The 18,957-nt window shown below is 70.6% G+C and carries 16 protein-coding genes; 11 read left to right on the top strand and 5 right to left on the bottom strand.

The window, feature by feature from the left end; genetic code table 11:
• Position 1: 1 nt before the first annotated feature.
• Both ABZ911_RS15445 and ABZ911_RS15440 read right to left on the bottom strand, forming a co-directional pair.
• Complete coding sequence (locus ABZ911_RS15445; RefSeq protein ID WP_358055494.1) at positions 2-1,495, bottom strand: multicopper oxidase domain-containing protein; 1,494 nt, start codon at positions 1,493-1,495, stop codon at positions 2-4.
• Entirely contained in the window at positions 1,492-1,866 is a 375-nt protein-coding gene (locus ABZ911_RS15440; RefSeq protein WP_358055492.1) for a hypothetical protein, read from the bottom strand. Before ABZ911_RS15440 ends, ABZ911_RS15445 begins: the two co-directional genes overlap by 4 nt.
• 175 nt (positions 1,867-2,041) lie before the next feature.
• Here ABZ911_RS15440 and ABZ911_RS15435 point away from each other — a divergent pair, with 175 nt between their 5' ends.
• Together ABZ911_RS15435 and ABZ911_RS15430 are read left to right on the top strand one after the other, a co-directional pair.
• Complete coding sequence (locus tag ABZ911_RS15435) at positions 2,042-3,169, top strand: histidine kinase (protein ID WP_358055490.1); 1,128 nt, start codon at positions 2,042-2,044, stop codon at positions 3,167-3,169.
• Complete coding sequence (locus ABZ911_RS15430; protein ID WP_358055488.1) at positions 3,166-3,849, top strand: response regulator transcription factor; 684 nt, start codon at positions 3,166-3,168, stop codon at positions 3,847-3,849. Before ABZ911_RS15435 ends, ABZ911_RS15430 begins: the two co-directional genes overlap by 4 nt.
• Here the strand turns inward: ABZ911_RS15430 and ABZ911_RS15425 are convergent.
• Positions 3,821-4,387 carry a hypothetical protein gene (locus ABZ911_RS15425; protein ID WP_358055485.1) on the bottom strand — a complete coding sequence of 189 codons (567 nt, stop codon included), beginning with the start codon at positions 4,385-4,387 and terminating at the stop codon, positions 3,821-3,823. The genes ABZ911_RS15430 and ABZ911_RS15425 overlap by 29 nt on opposite strands.
• Positions 4,388-4,637: 250 nt before the next feature.
• Between ABZ911_RS15425 and ABZ911_RS15420 the strand changes: the two genes are divergently transcribed.
• The 9 genes from ABZ911_RS15420 (at position 4,638) to ABZ911_RS15380 (ending at position 17,145) form a co-directional block, all read left to right on the top strand.
• Positions 4,638-7,355: a BTAD domain-containing putative transcriptional regulator gene (locus ABZ911_RS15420; protein ID WP_358055483.1), complete on the top strand. Its 2,718-nt coding sequence runs from the start codon at positions 4,638-4,640 to the stop codon at positions 7,353-7,355.
• The gene (locus ABZ911_RS15415) at positions 7,352-8,533 is read left to right on the top strand and encodes a BTAD domain-containing putative transcriptional regulator (RefSeq protein WP_358055481.1); all 1,182 of its coding nucleotides are present in this window, start codon (positions 7,352-7,354) and stop codon (positions 8,531-8,533) included. Before ABZ911_RS15420 ends, ABZ911_RS15415 begins: the two co-directional genes overlap by 4 nt.
• Positions 8,534-8,647: 114 nt before the next feature.
• Positions 8,648-9,106: a hypothetical protein gene (locus tag ABZ911_RS15410; protein ID WP_358055479.1), complete on the top strand. Its 459-nt coding sequence runs from the start codon at positions 8,648-8,650 to the stop codon at positions 9,104-9,106.
• Between the two features lie 87 nt (positions 9,107-9,193).
• Positions 9,194-10,597, top strand: a complete 1,404-nt coding sequence (locus tag ABZ911_RS15405; RefSeq protein WP_358055476.1) for a basic amino acid/polyamine antiporter — start codon at positions 9,194-9,196, stop codon at positions 10,595-10,597.
• A 16-nt stretch (positions 10,598-10,613) separates the two neighbouring features.
• Complete coding sequence (locus ABZ911_RS15400; RefSeq protein WP_358055474.1) at positions 10,614-11,870, top strand: arginine deiminase; 1,257 nt, start codon at positions 10,614-10,616, stop codon at positions 11,868-11,870.
• Positions 11,871-11,959: 89 nt separating this feature from the next.
• Positions 11,960-14,071 carry a SpoIIE family protein phosphatase gene (locus ABZ911_RS15395; RefSeq protein ID WP_358055472.1) on the top strand — a complete coding sequence of 704 codons (2,112 nt, stop codon included), beginning with the start codon at positions 11,960-11,962 and terminating at the stop codon, positions 14,069-14,071.
• A gap of 96 nt (positions 14,072-14,167) precedes the next feature.
• Positions 14,168-14,539: a fluoride efflux transporter CrcB gene (gene crcB / locus ABZ911_RS15390; protein WP_358055470.1), complete on the top strand. Its 372-nt coding sequence runs from the start codon at positions 14,168-14,170 to the stop codon at positions 14,537-14,539.
• Positions 14,540-14,767: 228 nt separating this feature from the next.
• Positions 14,768-16,186: a GEVED domain-containing protein gene (locus ABZ911_RS15385; RefSeq protein WP_358055468.1), complete on the top strand. Its 1,419-nt coding sequence runs from the start codon at positions 14,768-14,770 to the stop codon at positions 16,184-16,186.
• Positions 16,187-16,491: 305 nt separating this feature from the next.
• Positions 16,492-17,145: a C40 family peptidase gene (locus ABZ911_RS15380; protein ID WP_358055466.1), complete on the top strand. Its 654-nt coding sequence runs from the start codon at positions 16,492-16,494 to the stop codon at positions 17,143-17,145.
• 293 nt (positions 17,146-17,438) lie between these two features.
• On the opposite strand, the gene ABZ911_RS15375 is transcribed toward ABZ911_RS15380, so the two are convergent.
• Both ABZ911_RS15375 and ABZ911_RS15370 read right to left on the bottom strand, forming a co-directional pair.
• Positions 17,439-17,756: a hypothetical protein gene (locus tag ABZ911_RS15375; protein WP_358055464.1), complete on the bottom strand. Its 318-nt coding sequence runs from the start codon at positions 17,754-17,756 to the stop codon at positions 17,439-17,441.
• Between the two features lie 647 nt (positions 17,757-18,403).
• Complete coding sequence (locus ABZ911_RS15370; RefSeq protein WP_358055462.1) at positions 18,404-18,721, bottom strand: hypothetical protein; 318 nt, start codon at positions 18,719-18,721, stop codon at positions 18,404-18,406.
• Positions 18,722-18,957 lie beyond the last annotated feature (236 nt).

Here is an 18,957-nt window from a genome sequence, read left to right as displayed (position 1 = left end):
GTCAGACGATCTCGAAGTCGGCCATCATCGCCATGTCCTCGTGTTCCAGGTTGTGGCAGTGGATCATGTACAGCCCCCGGTACCCCTCGAACCGGACCAGCACCTCCACGACCTCGTAGGGCCGTACGTCCACGGTGTCCTTCCAGCCCGCGTCGGTCGCGGCGGGCGCCCTGCCGTTGCGGGAGAGCACCTGGAAGTGGGCCAGGTGCACGTGCACCGGGTGGTGGAAGTCGCTGGTGAAGCGCCACACCTCGGTGGTGCCGAGGCGCGGCCTGGCCAGCGGGACGCCGGGCCGGTACGACCGCCCGTTGATCGTCCACGCCGCGCCGGTCCTGCGGAAGTCGAACACACGGGTGGCCACCGGCTTCGCGGCGGCGGGCACCGTCCGCGACAGTCGCCGGGGGATCGCGCTGTCGTCGGCCGCCCTGCGGGCCACCCGGAACCGCATCACGTTCCGGGCCGGGCCGGTGCCGAAGGTGTTGACCAGGGTCACCTCGGCGCCCACCGGGTAGTCGGCGAAGTCCACCACCACGTCGAACCGCTCGCCGGGCGCGATCGTGATCGTCCGGTGCGGCACCGGCGCGGCCAGCAGCCCCGCGTCGCTGCCGATCTGGGTGAACCGGCCGCCCGGGGTCAGTTCGAGCCGGTAGCGGCGCGCGTTGGAGGCGTTCAGCAGCCGCAGCCGGTAGCGGGCGGCGTCCACCTCCATGACCGGCCAGGGCGCGCCGTTCACCAGGATCACGTCCCCTTCGACGCCCTCCATGTACGCCTCCTCCACGCCCGCCGTCACCCGCAGGCTCGGGTCCACCGACGGGTAGCGGAAGGAGCCGTCCTCCTCGAAGGCCCGATCACAGATCATCAGCGGCACCTCCCGGTCCCCCCGGGGCAGCGGGAGCGCGTCCTCCTCCTCGTCGCGGACCAGCGCGAACCCGGCCAGCCCGCGCCACACCTGCGGCGCGGTGAAGTCCATCCGGTGATCGTGGTACCAGAGCGTGGCGGCCCGCTGGTCCAGCGGGTAGACGTAGTCCCGCGCCTCCTCGTGCAGGGTCCACCGCGCCTGGTGGACATGCCCGCCGACCGGCGGCCCCGCCCCCCGGCCCCTGGCGACGACCAGGTCGGTCGGATACCCGTCGGACTCCGGCGGGGTCACCCCGCCGTGCAGGTGGGTCGAGGTGGGCACGGGCAACTCATTACGCACCCTGATCGTGGTACGGCTCCCGCGCCGCAGGTCGAAGGTGGGCCCTGGGAAGGTGCCGCCGTACCCCCACACCTCGGTCGTGGTGCCCGGGATGATCTCCACCTTGGCGGCGCGCTGGACGACCTCGTAGTGGCCCGGCCGTACCGGGCGCGCGGTCTTCGGCACCGGCAGCGGCACCCTGAACGGCTCAGGCAGCCGCAACGCGCTGGTCAGTCCTTGCCCGGCGGTCTCCGCGCACCCGGCGACCGCCAGCCCGACACCTCCGAGCACCCCGAGAAACCCGCGCCGGGAGATCATCGCCTGCCACCCCAGAACCAACCCGTCAGCACGGCGGAGCAGCCGAAGACGGCCATCCCGAGCGGGAAGTGCAGGGCGATGACCCGCTCCTGCCCCAGCACGATCTGTACCGTCTCCGCCACCACCAGCGCCGCGCTCGCCACGGCCGGCCAGAGCGGCCCCCGGCCCGGCCGCCACAGCAGGATCGCCGCCACGAGCTGCAGGTACAGCATGACGTGGGTGAACCCGCCGTTGTTGCGGTGCCAGGCGAGCATGTCCACATCGCCGGTGACGAACAGCCCGGCGAGCACGGCCTGCCCGAGCACACCGGCGAGGTGCAGGGTGGCCGTCCCCCGCAACGACCAGACGATCCAGCCAGGTGAGGTCTTCATACCGGCATGCTGTCCGCCCGGTCCTCGAAGATCGTCACCCTCGGGAGGTCCTTTCGCGCTACTTCCCCGGATGTACGCCGAGCCCGGACCGCGCTGGCGTACGCCCGGGGATGTACGCCCGGTCTCGTCCCCCGGCGGGACGGCCGCCGCCGGCCGGTGGCCTAGGGTGCCGGGTGTGGAAGCCCGGAAGACGGACGCGCTGATCGCGGGGTTTGTGCTGGTGCTCGCCGTGGCGGGCAGCTACGGCGGGCTGTCGTCGTCGGGCCTGGAGGAGCAGGAGCTCGCGGTGCCGGGGACAGTGTTGCTGACGGTGTCGTCGGTGGCCCTGGTGTTCCGGCGGAGCGCGCCGGTCTGGGTCGGGGCGATCACGGTGGGGTGCGGGGTCACCTACTACGCGGCCAGGTACCCGGGGATCTTCGCCGCCGCCCCCGCCGAGGTCGCCGTCTACACCGCGGCCTCCCTCGGGCGGCGGCGCCTGGCCATCGGGCTCACGGTCGCCGCGACCGTCGGCATCGGCGTGCCCATCGCGCTGTCCGCCCGCGATCCGTCGCCCGGCGGCATCGCCATGATCAGCGGCTGGCTGGTGGCGGTGGTGGTCGCCGGTGAGGTGATGAAGAACCGGCGCGCCTACCTGCACGAGGTCGAGCAGCGGGCCGCCGAGGCCGAACGCACCCGCGAGGAGGCCGCCCTGCGCCGGGCCGGCGAGGAGCGGCTGTGGATCGCGCAGGAACTGCACGACACGCTCACCCACAACATCTCGGTCATCAACGTGCAGGTCTCGGTGGCCATGCAGCTCATGGACGCCAAACCCGAGCAGGCCCGCTCGGCACTGGCCGCGATCAAGGACTCGGGGCACGAGGCGATGCGCGAACTGCGCACCACGCTGGGCGTGCTGCGGCAGGCCGACGAGGACGACGTGGCGGCGGGGCTGGCCCGGCTGCCCCGGCTGATGGCCAGGGCGGAGGCGGCCGGGCTGCCGGTGACCTACCAGGTGACCGGCCAGGCGGGTGAGCTCGCGGTGGACGTCGACCGGGCGGCGTACCGCATCGCGCAGGAGGCGTTCACGAACGTGCTGCGGCACGCGGGCCGGGCGTCGATCTCGGTGACGGCCGAATACCAGGCGACGACCCTCGTGCTGCGGGTGGAGAACGACGGCGACAGCGGGCCGGTGAAACAGGGGATGGGACTGATCGGCATGCGAGAGCGGGCGGTCGCCGTGGGCGGCTCCCTGACGGCGGGCCCCCGTGCGGGGGGCGGCTTCGCCGTACGGGCCGAGTTGCCGTTGGCGGGGGTGCGTGGGTGATCCGGGTGCTGCTGGCCGATGACCAGCCGTTGATCCGGGCGGGGTTCCGGGCGCTGCTGGAGATGGCCGAGGATGTCAGCGTCGTCGGGGAGGCGGGCAACGGGGTCGAGGCGGTGGAGCTGGCCCGGCGGCTGCTGCCCGACGTGGTGCTGCTGGACGTGCGGATGCCGCTGCTGGACGGCATCCAGGCGACCCGCAGGATCGGCGCCGCCGCCGAGCTCGACGCCGTCCGCGTGGTGATCCTCACCAACTACGCCCTCGACGAGTACGTCTTCGCCGCGCTGCGCGCCGGGGCCAGCGGGTTCCTGCTCAAGGACATCGAGCCCGCCGACCTGCTGCAGTCGGTGCGGGTGGCGGCCCGCGGCGAGGCACTGCTGTCGCCGTCGGTGACCCGGCGGCTGATCGAGGAGTACGTCTCCACCCCGCCCCGGCCGGTCGCCACCCCCGGGCTACGGCGGCTGACCGACCGCGAACGCCAGGTCGTCGCCCTGGTCGCGAAGGGCATGTCGAACGAGGAGATCGCGGAGCACCTGACGATCAGCCACGCGACCGCCAAGACCCACGTCAGCCGGTCGATGACCAAGCTGGGCGCCCGTGACCGGGCCCAGCTCGTCGTCTTCGCCTACGAGAGCGGGCTGGTCGTCGCCGGGCTCACCGGGTCTCCTGAAGCGGCGGGGTGAGGAGTTCGCGGGCGCGGGGCAGGGCGGCCAGTTCCAGCCGGTTCCGGGTCTCGACGCGGGCGGCGTACAGCTTGCGCACCGGGGCGCCGTGCTGCAGGTCGAGCGCCTTGACCGTGGCCGCGAGGGTGGTGCCGACCGCGCAGCCCGCTTCGGCGGTGGCCAGCCGTACCTCCAGGGCGTGCGCCTGTTCGGGGGCCTTGCCCCGGGTGAGGGCGGGCAGCGCGGCCCTGATCCGGGCGGGAGAGCTGTAGGGCAGCCCTTCCTCGCGCATGCAGTCCGCCCACTCCCGCACCGTGTTCCGGTACCGGGGATCGGCGGTGACCTTGGCCGCGTACAGGGGCGTGAGGTCGGCGGACACCTTCGACCAGGTCGCGTAGTCGGGATAGAGCCCCCGCCGGGCCTTCTCCACGCAGCCCTGCCCTCCGCCCGGCAGGTCGCGCCCGTAACCGTGGGAGCGCGCCCAGGCGACGTCGTCCACGACGAAGCCGAAGGACCGTGACCGCTCGGCGTATACCGGCGGGCGATTCGAGTACGTCAATCCTCGTCGTTCCATGCAACGCTTGACGAGAACCGACTCGGCTTGTCCGAGAACGCGCCTTTCCTCCTCGGACAGCCAACGGGAAGGAGTCTCATGCTGGCCGGAGCAGCCCCCGCCGACCAGAACCAGCACGACACCCGCGATGACGATGGGCCTGTCCACCTGTTCCCCCTTTGGCCGGCCGCTCGCGGTGACGACCGTACGAGAGGCCGATATAACTTCGCTATGCGGCGGCTAGGGACCACGGCTCATGTCCGGCGGGGTTGAGTTCCAGATCCTGGGGCCGCTCCGGGTGCTGATCCACGGCCGCCCGGCCGACGTCGGCGGCGCCCGGGTGCGGGCCGTCCTGTCCGCGCTGCTGGCCGAGGCGGGTCAGACGGTCTCCGCCGACCGGCTGATCGAGACGCTGTGGCCGGACGTCCCGCCCGCGTCGGCGCGTACCCAGGTGCATGTGCTGATCTCCCAGTTACGCAAGGCGCTCGGCGGCGACGAGGTGGTCAGGACGGCGCCCGGCGGCTACCGCGTCGATCCCCGCTCGGCGCGCATCGACGCGCACGTGGCCGAGCGGCTCATCGCCGACGGACGCCTGCGGCGGGACCCCGGCCGCTACGAGAGGGCGCTGCGACTGTGGCGGGGCCAGGTGCTGAACGGCTGGGACAGCCCCGAGACGGGCCGCCTGGCCGAGTTACGGCTGACGGCCAGCGAGGAATGGGCCGAACTGGAACTGGCGGCCGGCCACCTCGACAAGGTGATCGAACGGCTCGCCCCGCTGGTCGAGGAGCACCCCTACCATGAGCGGCTGCGCGCCCAGCTCATGATCGCCTTGGACCGGGCGGGCACCCCCCGGGAGGCGCTGAAGCTCTACCGCGAGGGCAGGAAACGGCTCGCGACCGACCTCGGCATCGAACCCGGCACCGAGCTGCGCAGGGCGGAACGGCTGATCAGCGGCAACCCGGTGGGCTTCACCCCGGCCCAGCTCCCCGGCGACGCGGCCAGGTTCACCGGCCGCCACACCCAGATCGAGGACGTGTACGGCCTGCTGGCCGAACCCGGCACCGCCGTCGCCATCTCCGGCCCGGCGGGCATCGGCAAGTCGGCCTTCGCCGTCCACGTGGCGCACCGCGTGGCCGACCTGTTCCCCGACGGGCAGCTCTACGTCAACCTGCACGGCTTCACCTCCGAGATGCACCCCGTCCCGGCGGTGGAGGTGCTCGGCCGCTTCCTGCGCGCGATGGGCGTGCCCTCCACCGCGATCCCCTCCGACCAGGACGAGGCGATCGCCGCCTTCCGTTCGCTGGCCTCCGGCAGGCGGCTGCTGATCGTGCTGGACAACGCGGCCGGCCCCGACCAGCTCAGGCCGCTGCTCCCGCAGAGCCCGACCTGCGGCGTCCTGATCACCAGCCGACGGGCGCTGCCCGGCCTGGACGGCGTGCGCCGGCGGCGGCTCGGCGCGCTGGAGCCGGAGGAGGCGCGCACCCTGCTGGCCCGCTTCGCCGGGGCCGTGCGCCTCGCGGGCGATCCCGAGGCGGTCGCCGACGTGCTCCGGCTGTGCGGCGGGCTGCCGCTCGCCCTCACCATCCTCGGCGCGCGGCTGGTCACCCGCCCGGCGCTCAGCCTGAGGACCCTCGCCGACCGGCTCGCCGACGAGCGGAGGCGGCTGGCCGAGCTGTCCGTCGACGACCAGGCCGTGCGCTCCAGCTTCATGATCAGCTACGCGGATCTCCGGGACGACGCCGCGGCGGCCCGGATGTTCCGGCTGCTGGGGCTGCTCGACTGGCCGAGCATCGGCGTCCCGGTCGCCGCCGCGGTGGCCGGACTGCCCGAGCGGCACACGGCCGCGCTACTCGACCAGCTCCTGGACATCCACCTGCTGGAGCGGCAGGAGCCGGACCGCTACCTCATGCACGACCTGCTGCGGCTGTTCGCCGGGGAGCGCGCGGCCGAGGAGGAGAGCGCACAGGATCGGGCGCGGGCCGTCGAGCGGGCCCTGCACTGCTATGTGGCGACCGCGCGGCAGGCCTCGGAGGTGGTGGAGCCCAGGATCGCCTGGCGGATCGACTTCGTCCCCGAAGAACTGTCCCACCCGGGGCTGCCGCTGACCTCGCTCGACCAGGTCCAGGCCTGGATGGACGCGGAGCGGGAGAACCTGGTCTCCGCCGCGCGGCAGGCGCTCACCAGCGACGACCCGGCGATCGGGGCGTACCTGGGGGCCTGCCTGAACACGCCGATGGAGCAGCGCGGCCGATGGTGGGACCAGCTCGCGCTGGCCGAGGTCACGCTGGAGGCGGCCCGGCACACCGGCGACCCGCGCCATCTGGGGCTCGGCCACAACGACCTCGGCTGGGCCCGCCACGCTCTCGGCCAGCCGGCCGAGGCACTGGCCTGCTTCAACCGGGCACTGGCGGCCTGGCTGCCGATCCGGCACTACACCGGGGTGGCGCGGGCGATGCACGGCAAGGGGGCGGCGCTGCGCGCCCAGCATCGCTACGAGGAGTCGCTGGCCGCGCTGCGGCAGGCGCGGGCCATGTGGGCGGCGCTCGGCCACCCCCGGCACGAGGGCGCCTGCCTCACCGGCATGGGGCTGACCCACCAGCACTGCGGCCGGTACGCCGAGGCGATCGCGGCGCACGAGGAGGGGGTTGAGGTGGCCAGGAGGACCGGCGCCAGGGTCACCGAGATCATGGCGCTGGGCAACCTGGGTGAGGCGCTGCGGCTGGCCGGGAGGCTGGAGGAGGCCGCCGCCCGGTTCCGCGAGGCGCTGTACCTGGGCCGGGAGCGGGGGCTGGAGGGGAGCTATTGGGAGGCCGAGCATCAGTGGGGGCTGGGCCGTACACTCGGAGACCCTTGGTGCTACCGCAGGTCGGCCCAGGTTCTGAGAGCGCTCGGGCTGATCACCGAGGAGGAGTCGCGCGAGATCGAGCTGAGCCCCGCACCGCGCACACCCAAGATCATCCAGCGGCAACTGTGATCCACGCGCGGGTGCTCGGGCCGCTGGAGGTGAGCTCCGGCGGACGACTCGTGGACGTGGGCGGGCCGCGCCCCAGGCTGCTGCTCGCCGCGCTGCTGCTGCAGGCCGGGGAGGTGGTGAGCCTGGACCGGCTGGCCGACCTCGTCTGGGAGGGCAACCCGCCGGCCTCGGCGCACGCGCAGGTGCGGGTCAGGATCGCCAGGCTGCGCAGGGTGCTCGGCCACGACGCGATCGGCACCGCGCCCGGCGGCTACCAGGTGCGCGAGGAGGCGGTGGTCCTCGACACGCTCGAAGCCGAACGGCTGCTGGCCGCGGCGCGGGCGGCCGGCGCCCCGGAGCGGTCGGCGCTGCTGCGCGAGGCGCTCGGCCTGTGGCGGGGGCCGGTGCTGGACGGGATGTCCCATCCCGCGGTGACGTACTGGGAGGAGCGGTTTCCGGTGATCGCCGAGGAGTGGGCGGCCACCGAGCTCGAACTCGACCGGCACCGGGAGGCGGTGGTCGAGCTGACCTCACTGGTGGCCAGGTACCCGCTCAGGGAGCGGCTGCGCGGGCAGCTCATGCGGGCGCTGTGGCGGGCGGGCCGGACGGCGGCGGCGCTGGAGGTCTTCGCGGAGGGACGGCAGTCGCTCATCGCGGAGCTGGGCACCGAGCCGGGTACCGAGCTGCGCGGCCTGCACGAGGAGATCCTCAGGGGCACGCCGGGGACGGGTCCCGCGCTACTGCCGCCGCCGCCCGACGTACCGGTGCGCGTCGACGAGCTGGAACGGCTGCTGCGGCAGCGGCCCAGCCCCGGCGTGGTCGTCATCAGCGGCGGTGCGGGGGCTGGGAAGAGCGCGCTGGCCCTGCGGTGGGCGCACCAGGCCGCCGATCGCTTCCCCGACGGGCAGCTCTTCGCCGACCTGGGCGCCCAAGACGCGGTGATGGAACGGTTCCTGCGCGCGCTCGGCGTGCCCGACGAGCGGATCCCCGACGACGAGGAGGAGCGGGCGGCGCTGTTCCGCAGCGCGCTGCGCGGCCTGCGGGTGCTCATCCTGCTGGACGACGCCGCCTCCTCGGCCCAGGTCCGGCCGCTGCTGCCCGGGGCGCCCGGCTGCCTGGTGGTGGTGACCGCGCGGCGGCGGCTGGCGGGCCTGGTGGCGGCTGACAACGCGGCCACGCTCCACCTCGACATGCCCTGAGTCCACGACACCGAGACTCGGTACGGCCTGCCGAATCCAGTGCCTACAAGCCGTCTGCAAGTGAGGCGGGATATTTCTTGCTATGTCATGAAAACGTCTACAAGGAGCTCCGTCGTGCCCACCGGCCTTCGTGTCCTGCTCGGCCTGACCGCCGCCGCCTCCCTCGCCCTCGCCACCCCGGCCACCGCCTCGGCCTCCCTCGCCCCCACCGCGGCCACCGCCTCGGCCGCGGGCGCCATCCCGTCCATCTGGCGCTGGGGCCCGCTCTACTCCACCGACGGCATGGCCGAGGCCAAGGGCACCGTCGCCGTCCACCAGTTCGGCTTCCTCGTGGACGGCAAGCTTGAGGACACCCGCGGCAAGGGCTGCGCCTGGGTCAGCATCCGCTCCATGAGCGCCAAGAACGGCCGCTGGCGGACGGCGTCGTACTACAACTGCGTCCCCGGAATCGGAACGTTCCGCAAGGACGTCGGCGACGTCCTGCAGATCAAGATCCGGACCTGTCGCGGCAACTCCACCCGCCCCACCGGCTGGTGCTCGCGCTGGAAGACCGTCTACACCCAGGGCGGCTGATCCCAACCTTCAGCAAAGGATCATTGATAGGGGGTTACCGGGCAGCGCGGGTGGAATCTAGCTCCATGGCACGAATGGGGCACATGGATGACGGGATCCACACAGAAACTGTCACTGCCGACGCTCACCGCGATGGTCGTCGGCTCGATGGTCGGTGCCGGAGTGTTCTCGCTGCCCCGCAACTTCGCGCAGGCGACCGGCGTCTACGGGGCGCTGGTCGCCTGGCTGATCGCCGGGGTCGGCATGCTCATGCTGGCCTTCGTGTTCCAGACGCTCGCCGTCCGCAAGCCGAACCTCGACGCGGGCGTCTACGCCTACGCCAAGGCGGGGTTCGGTGAGTTCCCCGGTTTCTTCTCCGCCTTCGGCTACTGGGCCAGCGCCTGCGTCGGCAATGTCAGCTACTGGGTACTGATCAAGTCCACCATCGGCGGGGTCGTGCCCGGCTTCGGCGAGGGCAACACGCTGCTGGCGGTGGCCGTCTCGGCGGTCGGCGTGTGGGCCTTCCACTTCATGATCCTGCGCGGGGTCAAGGAGGCCGCCGCGATCAACCAGATCGTCACCGTCGCCAAACTCCTCCCGATCCTGCTGTTCATCGTGATCGTCGCGGTCGCCCTGCGCGCCGACGTGTTCGCCGAGAACCTCTGGGGCGGCAAGGAGCAGTCCGCCGGCGCCCTCTTCCAGCAGGTCAAGGCGACGATGCTGGTGACGGTGTTCGTCTTCCTCGGAGTGGAGGGCGCCAGCGTCTACTCCCGGTACGCCAGAAGGCGCACGGACGTCGGACGCGCCACCGTGCTCGGCTTCCTCAGCGTCCTTGCCCTGTTCGCCTCGGTCACCATCCTGTCGTACGGCACGCTCCCCCGACCCGAGCTCGCCCAGTTGCGCCAACCCTCCATGGCCGGGGTACTGGAGGCGGTGGTAGGCCCCTGGGGCTCGGTGTTCATCGGCATCGGGTTGATCATCTCGGTGCTCGGCGCCTACCTCGCCTGGACGCTCATGGCCGCCGAGGTGCTGTACGTCGCCGCCGAGGACGACGACATGCCCGCCTTCCTGAAGCGCGAGAACATCCACGGCACCCCCGTGGCGGCGCTGGTGATGACCAGCGTGCTCATCACCGCGGTCCTGCTGACGACGCTGTTCTCCGACGACGCCTTCACCTTCACGCTGAAACTGTGCAGCGCGCTGTCACTGATCCCGTACCTGCTGGCGGCCGGCTACGCGCTGAAGATCGCCACCCCGGGGCGGCGCGGCAGGGAGATGGTGACAGCGGGCCTCGCCGTGCTCTACACGGCGTTCCTGATCTTCGCGGCGGGCCTGGAGTTCCTGCTGCTGTCCTGCATCATCTACGCGCCCGGCACCGTCCTGTTCGTCATCACCAGACGCGAGCACGGCAGGCGCGTCTTCTCCCCCGCCGAGCTGGCCCTGTTCGTCGTCACCGTCGTGGGAGCCGTCCTCGGCATCGCCGGCCTGGCCACCGGACTGATCACCATCTGACAGAAGGAGATCCGCAATGACCGATTCCTACGGCGTCCACTCCGAGGTCGGTACGCTGCGCAAGGTCATCGTGCACCGCCCCGAGCTGAGCCTCAAGCGGCTCACCCCCGAGAACAGCGCCCAGCTCCTCTTCGACGACATCCTCTGGGTGGAGCAGGCCCAGAGGGAGCACGACGCGTTCGTGGAGGTGATGCGCGAGCGCGGCGTCGAGGTCTTCCACCACCAGGAACTGCTCACCCAGGCGCTGGACTCCAGCCCCGAGGCCAAGCGGGACGCCGTCCAGCGGGCCGTCACCCACCTGACCGTGGGCCCCGCCCTGGTCGACACCGTACGCGAGACGCTGACCGGCTGGAGCGGCGACAAGCTGGCCACCCACCTGATCGGCGGCCTGACCAAGGAGGAGTACGGCCTGGCCGTGCTCGACGAGCACTCGCTGGTCGCCGCCTCGGCCCAGGCGGGCCGGTTCGTGCTGCCGCCGCTGCCGAACTCGCTCTACCAGCGCGACCCGTCGGCCTGGCTGTACGAGGGGGTCTCGCTCAACCCGATGTTCTGGCACGCCCGCCTGCTGGAGACGATGAACCAGAGCACCATCTACCACCACCACCCGATGTTCGCCGAGGCCGGGATGCCCTACTGGTATCCGGCCGCCGGGAACGACGAGCGCTTCCACGAGGAGGACTACGGCACCGCCGCGATGGAGGGCGGCGACATGATGCCGATCGGCAACAGGTGCGTGGCCATCGGGCTGAGCGAGCGCACCAACGCCCGCACGGTCGAGCACATCGCGCTGTCGCTGTTCGCGGCCGGCGCGGCCGAGCGGGTGATCGCGGTGAACGTGCCCAAGCGGCGCTCGTACATGCACCTGGACACCGTCTTCACGCTGCTGGACGTCGACAAGGCCACCGCCTTCCCGCCGTTCCTGGACACCGCCACCACCTACTCCCTGCGCCCGGCCGACAAGGCGGGCGCCCTGGAGGTGCACCGGGACCGCAGCTTCGTCGGCGCACTGGAGGAGGCGCTGAAGATCTCGAAGCTGGAGGTGATCCCGACCGGCGGCGACGACTACCAGCAGGCGCGCGAGCAGTGGGACTCGGGCAACAACTTCTTCGCGCTGGCACCCGGCGTCGTCGTCGGTTACCACAAGAACCAGTTCACCAATCGCAAACTCCGCGAGCACGGGGTCGAGGTGGTCGAGATCGAGGGTTTCGAGCTGGGCAAGGGCCGGGGCGGTGCCCACTGCATGACCTGCCCGATCCAGCGCGACTCTCTCTGACCTGCACGGTTACCATGAAATGGCTTGTTGGCACTGATGGGGGACGAAATCAGGGCCAACGATGCCAGGCGAAGCTGGGGGGCGAAGCCGTGGTGAAGACGTCGAGGGGGATCTCCGGCGCGGGCGGGGCCGTGGCCGTGGAGCTGCTCAGCAGCGCCGACCCCGGCGCGCTGCTGTCGGCCGCCACGGGCGCGGGCCTGGCCGACCTCGGCGTGGACGGCGGCCTGCTGTACCTCCAGCAGGACGACGGCTGGCTGCGGCTGGCCGCCCAGGAGGGCTCCGACCTCGAGGCGTTCCAGATGATCCCGCCCGACGCCAAGCTGCCCGTCATCGAGGCGATCCGCGAGCAGCGGCACGTGTACGCGGCCCCCGGCGACCGCGACGGCTCCCCCGACGCCGCTCTCGACGAGGCCGAGGCCGGGCGGACCGCAGTGGAGTACGCGACGCTCCCGCTCTCGCTCGACGGCCGCTGCCTGGGCATCCTGCAGGTACGGCTGCGCGACCCCAGACCGCTCACCGAGTCCGACCGCCTGTCCCTGACCGCCGTAGCCTCGCTCTGCGCCCACCGGCTCGACCACCTGCTCTCCCAGCGGCAGGACGCGCTGCCCAGCTCCCAGCTCGACCAGGCGATGCGCCTGATCAGGAGTCGCAGCAGGGCGGCCCGGCTGGAGCTGGCCATGTCCAGCGCCGAGATCGGCTCCTTCGACTGGGACTTCACCTCTGGCCGGCTGGTGTGGGACGAACGCATATGCCGCCTCATGGGCATCGAACCCGAGGACTTCAACGGCCGCTCCGAGACCTTCTTCGAGGCCGTCCACCCGGACGACCGCGCGATGGTCGAGGACGCGGTACGGCTCAGCTACACCACCGGCCGATACCACCTCACCCATCGCATCGTCCGCCCCGACGGCGCGGTCCGCTGGATGGAGTCCGAGGCCAGGGTGTATCGGGACGCCGCCAGACGCCCGCAGGGGATGATCGGTGTCGTCCAGGACCGCACCAGGGACCGCCAGCGGGAGGCCCGCGAGCAGGCCCGCAGGGACTTCGTCCTCGACCTCACCAGGTCCTTCGCCGCCGCCCTGTCCACCGAGGACGTCGTGGACGTGATGGAGCACCGGGTGCTGCCCGCGCTGGGCGGCTCGGACCTGGCCATCTACATGGTCGAGAGCGGCCGGCTGCGGCTGGTCGAGTCGCGCGGGTTCGACACCGAGACGCTGCCCGAGCTGAGGGACGCGGCCCGCGAGCCCCGCTTCCTCACCAGCCGCCAGGACTACCTGGCCGCCTTCCCCGGCTCGTCCCCCGCTCCCCGGCACCGGGCGTGGGCGTTCCTGCCGCTGGCCACCGCGGACGGCACGGTCGGCGCGTGCGTGATCGGCTTCGACCGGCCGCGCACCTTCCCCTCGGGCGACCAGGTCACCTACGCGGGCGTGGCCGGAATCCTGGCGCAGTCGCTGGACCGGGCCATGATGTTCGACAAGAGCCGCCGCCAGATGACCGAGCTGCAGCGGCTGATGCTGCCCAAGAGGCTGCCGGAGGTCCCCGGCCTGCAGATCGCCTCCCGCTACCTGCCCGGCTCGGAGGGGCTGCAGGTCGGCGGCGACTGGTACGACGTGATCTCCATGCCCGACGGCCGCATCGTCCTGGTCATCGGCGACGTGCAGGGCCACAGCGCGCAGGCGGCCGCGGTCATGGGACAGCTCCGTACCGCGATGCGCGCCCATGCCGCCGAGGGCCACGGGGTGGCCGACCTGATGCTCCGGGGCAACCAGAGCCTGTGCGACCTGGACACCGAGCTGTTCGCCACCTGCTGCATCATCGAGGTCGACCTGGCCGCCGACACGCTGTGGATGGTGCGCGCGGGGCATCCGTACCCGCTGCTGCTGGAGGACGGTGGGCGGGTGAGGGAGTTGGAGAGCGCCGGGGGCATGCCGCTGGGCTGTTTCGCGGTCGCGCAGTACCCCGTGGTCAAGGAGGCGCTGCCCAAGGGCGGGACGCTGCTGCTCTACACCGACGGGCTGGTGGAGAAGCGCGGCCAGGACTACGACGAGGCGGTGGCCGAGCTGTCGAGGAGGCTGACCCGCGGGGGCTCGGGCTGGGGGAGCCAGGCGGATCTGGACGAGCTGGCCGACCAGATCGTGGCGCCGGTCGCCTCCCAGCCGCAGCGGGACGACATCGCGATGCTGCTGCTGCGCCGTACCTGAGGGTGGTCAGGGCTTGGGTGTTCTCGGCATCGTGCTCGGCATCATCGCGGTCTGGCTCGGCACTCTGGTCGCGCACAGCAGGAAGGGACACCGGTCATGGGTCTCGTGATAGCGGTCTTCATCGGCGGCGTGCTCGGCGCGCCCGCCCGCTACCTGGTCGACCGCTTCATCAAGGAGCGGTTCGGCGCGACGATGCCCTGGGGCACGCTCGCGGTCAATGTGCTCGGCTCGGCCATCCTGGGCCTGTTCATGGGCCTGGCCTCGAACGGACGGATCCCGCACGCGGTCCTGTCGCTGATCGGCACCGGCTTCTGCGGGGCGCTGACCACCTTCAGCACGTTCAGCGCGGACACCTTCAAGCTGATCGAGGCCGGATCGGCCAACAAGGCATGGGGTAACGTGCTGCTCAATCTGATCATCGGTATGGCCATTCTCAGCCTCGGCTACCTGATCGGCGGCGCCTTCTAGACAAATAGCCCATTTCTATTCAGCAGCGCAACGAATTGACGCTCAGGTCGGCCGCTATTGCGGTCGGCCCATGCGTGTCTTCTCGACAACGCCGTCAACCTCTCAGTACACATGGATCCAGGTCGCCAACCGAGGCGACGGGGGCTCTGCGCCCCCCTTCGAGAATCGCCAGCGGAACACCCGCGAATGGATTCTTGAAGGGCATTAATGGGCGAATCTGGAGATTACATGACGCAACAGTCGGGGGTCGTCGCACGACCGGCGGGACGTGATGCCACGCGGGCCGTACTCGCCGCCGTGGTGGCGGCAGCGCTCGGGTTCGGGGGCCTGGCGACAGGTGCGGCAGCCGCCCACTCGACCGCCTCTCCCCAGCTCCCCCCTTCGGTGCCGGGTGGCACGTCGTCCTTCATCAACTCGCCGGTCAAGGCCGTCGGCACGACGCCCGCCGGCGTGACCATGACCGTGGAGAAGACGGTGATCGGCCACGCCCGGGTGGCCTCGGCCGGGGTGCTGCCCACCGACCCCACCGCCCCGGCGGACGAGTTCCTCATCCCGGTGAACGCCAAGGCGGCCCCGGGGATCAACGACCTCTACAAGGACTTCGACGTCACGGCCAACGCCTGGAGCGACATCCTCACACTGAAGTTCACCTTCTCCAGGCCGGTGCGCAACCCGCGCCTGCACGTGGCCGGCACCGGCGGCGCGGTGGCCGACAGCCTGGGCAACGAGGAGTACTACTGGGCGGGCCTGGAACTGGTCGGCGGCACTCCGGTCAGGCCGACCTTCAGCAACGCGGCCGGCTTCCCCGGGTACACGGTGACGAACACCTCGGTCCTCCCGACGAGGATCTACAGCCCGAAGAGCACCACCTGCGGCGTCGTGTACACGTGCGGCTCGGTCCAGCTCAACGGCACGCTCACGTCCTTCTCCGTCAAGGTCAGGGCCCGCAACGTGCGCACCGGGGTCACCGCGGGCGACCAGTTCTTCTGGGGCGTCTTCCGGGTGTCCCTGGACGAGGACGACTCCGACGCCCCCGCCTCCTACGGCGCCGCCTCACACGTCGTCGGCGACACCTTCCTCGGCACGGACGGCACGCCCGATCACATGGAGACCGTCAGTTTCCGGCCCCGCCAGCTCGCGGCCGACGTGGACGACGACGACGCGCTGCCCAGGAACGCCGCCATCACCAGCACCGGGCAGAGCTACACCCTGCGCGTTCCGCTGAACGTCACGGCCAACTCCACGCTGTCCGGCTGGATCGACTTCGACCGCAACGGCAAGTTCGACGAGGGCGAGCGGGCACAGGCGGCCGTCGCCCCGGCGGACACCAGCAAGATCCTGACCTGGACGCCCCCCGCGAACGTGACCGAGGGCCGGGCCTGGGTCCGGCTGCGCCTGGGCAACGCCGCCGAACAGGTGGCCGTTCCCACCGGGTGGGCGGACAGCGGCGAGGTCGAGGACCACCAGGTCTCCATCGGGCCGCACCGGCTCGCCCAGCCGGCCGAGTGCTCGAAGAAGTCGAAGAACCCGCTCTGCAGGCTCCCTGGCCGCATCAAGGGCGGCAAGCACCACAGCGCGGACGCCGGGCAGGACCGGAAGCGCGTCATCTCGGGGTCGTACACCCCCAGGAAGAGCAAGCAGGACTGACCCCCCACCGCCGAGGGCGATCGCGACTCCTGTCGCGGTCGCCCTTCTTGCGTCGCATCAAGGTCATCTAGCTGGCTGGCCACCACCAAACCGGGTTGCCGATCTTCATCTTCGCTCCAGATGACGACCCATTTGCTGAAAAGGCGCTTTCTTCTAGTCGATCAGCAGGGCAGATAGCGAAACAGCGCGCTTTCTCACATATGAAAGACGAATCTGCGGGAGCGGTGAGCATGCGTACAGCGGGCTCTGATAAACGCGGGAATATCCGAACGGTTTTCCTGCCGCTGGCCATTGCCGGGGCCGTGATGTGCGGGCCCGAGGCGCTGGGCGACAGCGCCCTGGTCGACCCCGAGTTCACGGCCGCCTGGTCGCCGGACGCCTGCGCCACCTGGGGCGCGGAGCAGGCCGAGATCGCGTCCGCGGGGCGGGCCTGGCGCGGGATGGGGAAGAGGGCCAGGAAGCGGCTGGGGGGCGACCTGCGCGCGACTCCGTGCGTCCAGCCGGCGATCGCGGGGGCCGAGAAGGCCGAGGAGCAGCAGGCGATGGCGGCGGCGATCGCGGTACAGGCGGCGCTGAGCATGCGCGGCCTGCCCTACTCCTGGGGCGGCGGCGGCCCGGAAGGGCCCGGCTACGGCATCGGTCACGGTGCCAGGACCAAGGGGTTCGACTGCTCCGGTCTGACCGAGTACGCCTGGGCGAGGGCCGGGGTGCGCATCGGCACCACCACCTACGAGCAGTGGCGCTCGGGTACCAGGGTGGCCAGGTCGGAGGTGAGGCCGGGTGACCTCGTCTTCTACGACCCGAACCCGGATCGGCCGGGCCCCGAGCACGTGGGGTTGGTGGTCAACGACACTCAGGTCGTCAACGCGCCGTTCACCGGCGCCTTCGTCCGGCTCGATTCCATCGACCGGACGGGATTTCTGGGAGTGGTCCGTCCCCACCCGGAACAGAGCGCCTAGGGCGGGGTGGGGACGTCGGTGCACGGCCCGGGCCGGCCCATTCGGGAGTGCTGGGCCGACCCAGGGAACGTCTCTGTGCCAGAGCACAGGCGCGTTGGGCGCAGAGTAATCGTCCGCCCAAACGGGTTGTGGCCGCCTGCAGTACGGCTACGCTCCGTTGCTACGAAAGGGCGGCGGGACCAGAGGAGACCGTGTAGCCGAGCGTCGCCCGGCCCTGCCGGGACCGGGCGAACGGCTCCTCACTGGATCTGCGCCAACGGACTTGCCAAGCGTGACGAGGTGGAAAGCGGTCGTCAGTTGTCGCCGCCGTCGTTGTTGCTGCCACTGCCGCCGTTGTTGCCGCCGGCGCCGTTGTTCTGGTTGGACGCCAGGTTCAGGTTGACGTGCTCGAGGTGCGCGATGCTGGCGATGTCGTTGCCGTTCAGCGAGTGGTTCAGGATGCCGTTCAGGATCGGCGAGTTGTTCAGGATGTCGATCTGGCTCAGCACGTTGTTACCGCTGTTGTTGGGGCCGCCCGAGGGGTACGGGTGAGTGGCGGCCGACGCGCTGACAGTGGAGCCGATGAATGCGATACCGGCGATGGCGGCACCGACGAGAATTCGACGCAGCATGATGCTTTCCTCCAGTGAAATGACGCGGGATATCCCGACCGCGTTGCGCGGTAGGGGCCGCCTTGGTGACGCGAATAACAATGGCAACAGACGTCTGAGATTTCAAGCCGAAACCAGCCTGGCAGAAGTCAAGGACCCACCTTGATTTCTTTGGCGTCTACGGCTTAGCGGCAACGGGTATAAGCAATGCCGTTGTCCAGCCCGTTTCCACAATCCACAGACTGATGAAGTTAATTTGAGAGACGACGGAGATTGCCGGACCGTCCCGCCATATTTTCCCGGAGCCCGCCGTGTGCCAAATAGAGATGGCCGGCCGCGGCCCACAAAAAAGCCCTGCGGTCTCAGGGACACGCAGGGCTCTGGATCCTTTGTGGGGATTTCGGGAAAATCGTCGCTTTTGGGCTGATAGCGAACACCAAATGACTGCCAAGCCTGCCGGCAGGCTGCTGGAATCAGGTGATGGCCGCGCGCGAATCGTCTAATCTCTTGCACAGCAAGCGAGGCTTGACGCGTCGCCTCATTCTTGCTGACCGGGTCGGCTCATTCGGGAGTGCTGAGCCGACCCGGCCTTTTACAAGGCACCACCAGCTGGGCGAACCACCACAGGTCGTAGCTCCCATGAGGCTGCTCTCGGCGGCGGGCGGTCGTCAGTTGTCGCCGCCACCGCTGTTGTTGCCGCCGCCGCCGTTGTTGCCGCCGCCGCCGTTGTTCTGGTTGGACAGCAGGTTCAGGTTGACGTGCTCGAGGTGCGCGACGCTGAGGATGTCGTTGTTGTTCAGCGAGTGGTTCAGGATGCCGTTCAGGATCGGCGAGTTGTTCAGGATGTCGAGCTGGCTCAGCAGGTTGTTACCGCTGTTGTTGGGGCCGCCCGGGGGGTACGGGTAAGTGGCGGCCGACGCGCCGACGGCGGAGCCGATGAACGCGATACCGGCGATGGCGGCACCAACGAGAATTCGACGCAGCATGATGGTTTTCCTCCAGTGGATTATGCGGGTTCGCTGATCTAGACCGTGCGGATGTCGCCGCCAACTATTGCAGGCCACGACCGCCGATTCAACGTGATCTTTCCTGGGTGAAGTCAAATACGTGAATGATCTTTTTGGCTGGTTGGCGTGTCGGAGTTCACGCCCGGCCCAACGGCAGGTGCGCCGGACTTCGGCCGACCATAAAGTAAAAACACGCGAAGGAAATGGCGCGGAAA

The organism is Nonomuraea sp. NPDC046570 (genome assembly GCF_040645915.1).
Taxonomy (GTDB): Bacteria; Actinomycetota; Actinomycetes; order Streptosporangiales; family Streptosporangiaceae; genus Nonomuraea.
The sequence above is the reverse complement of the archived record's forward strand: the minus strand, read 5'-3'. Positions and strand labels throughout refer to the sequence as shown.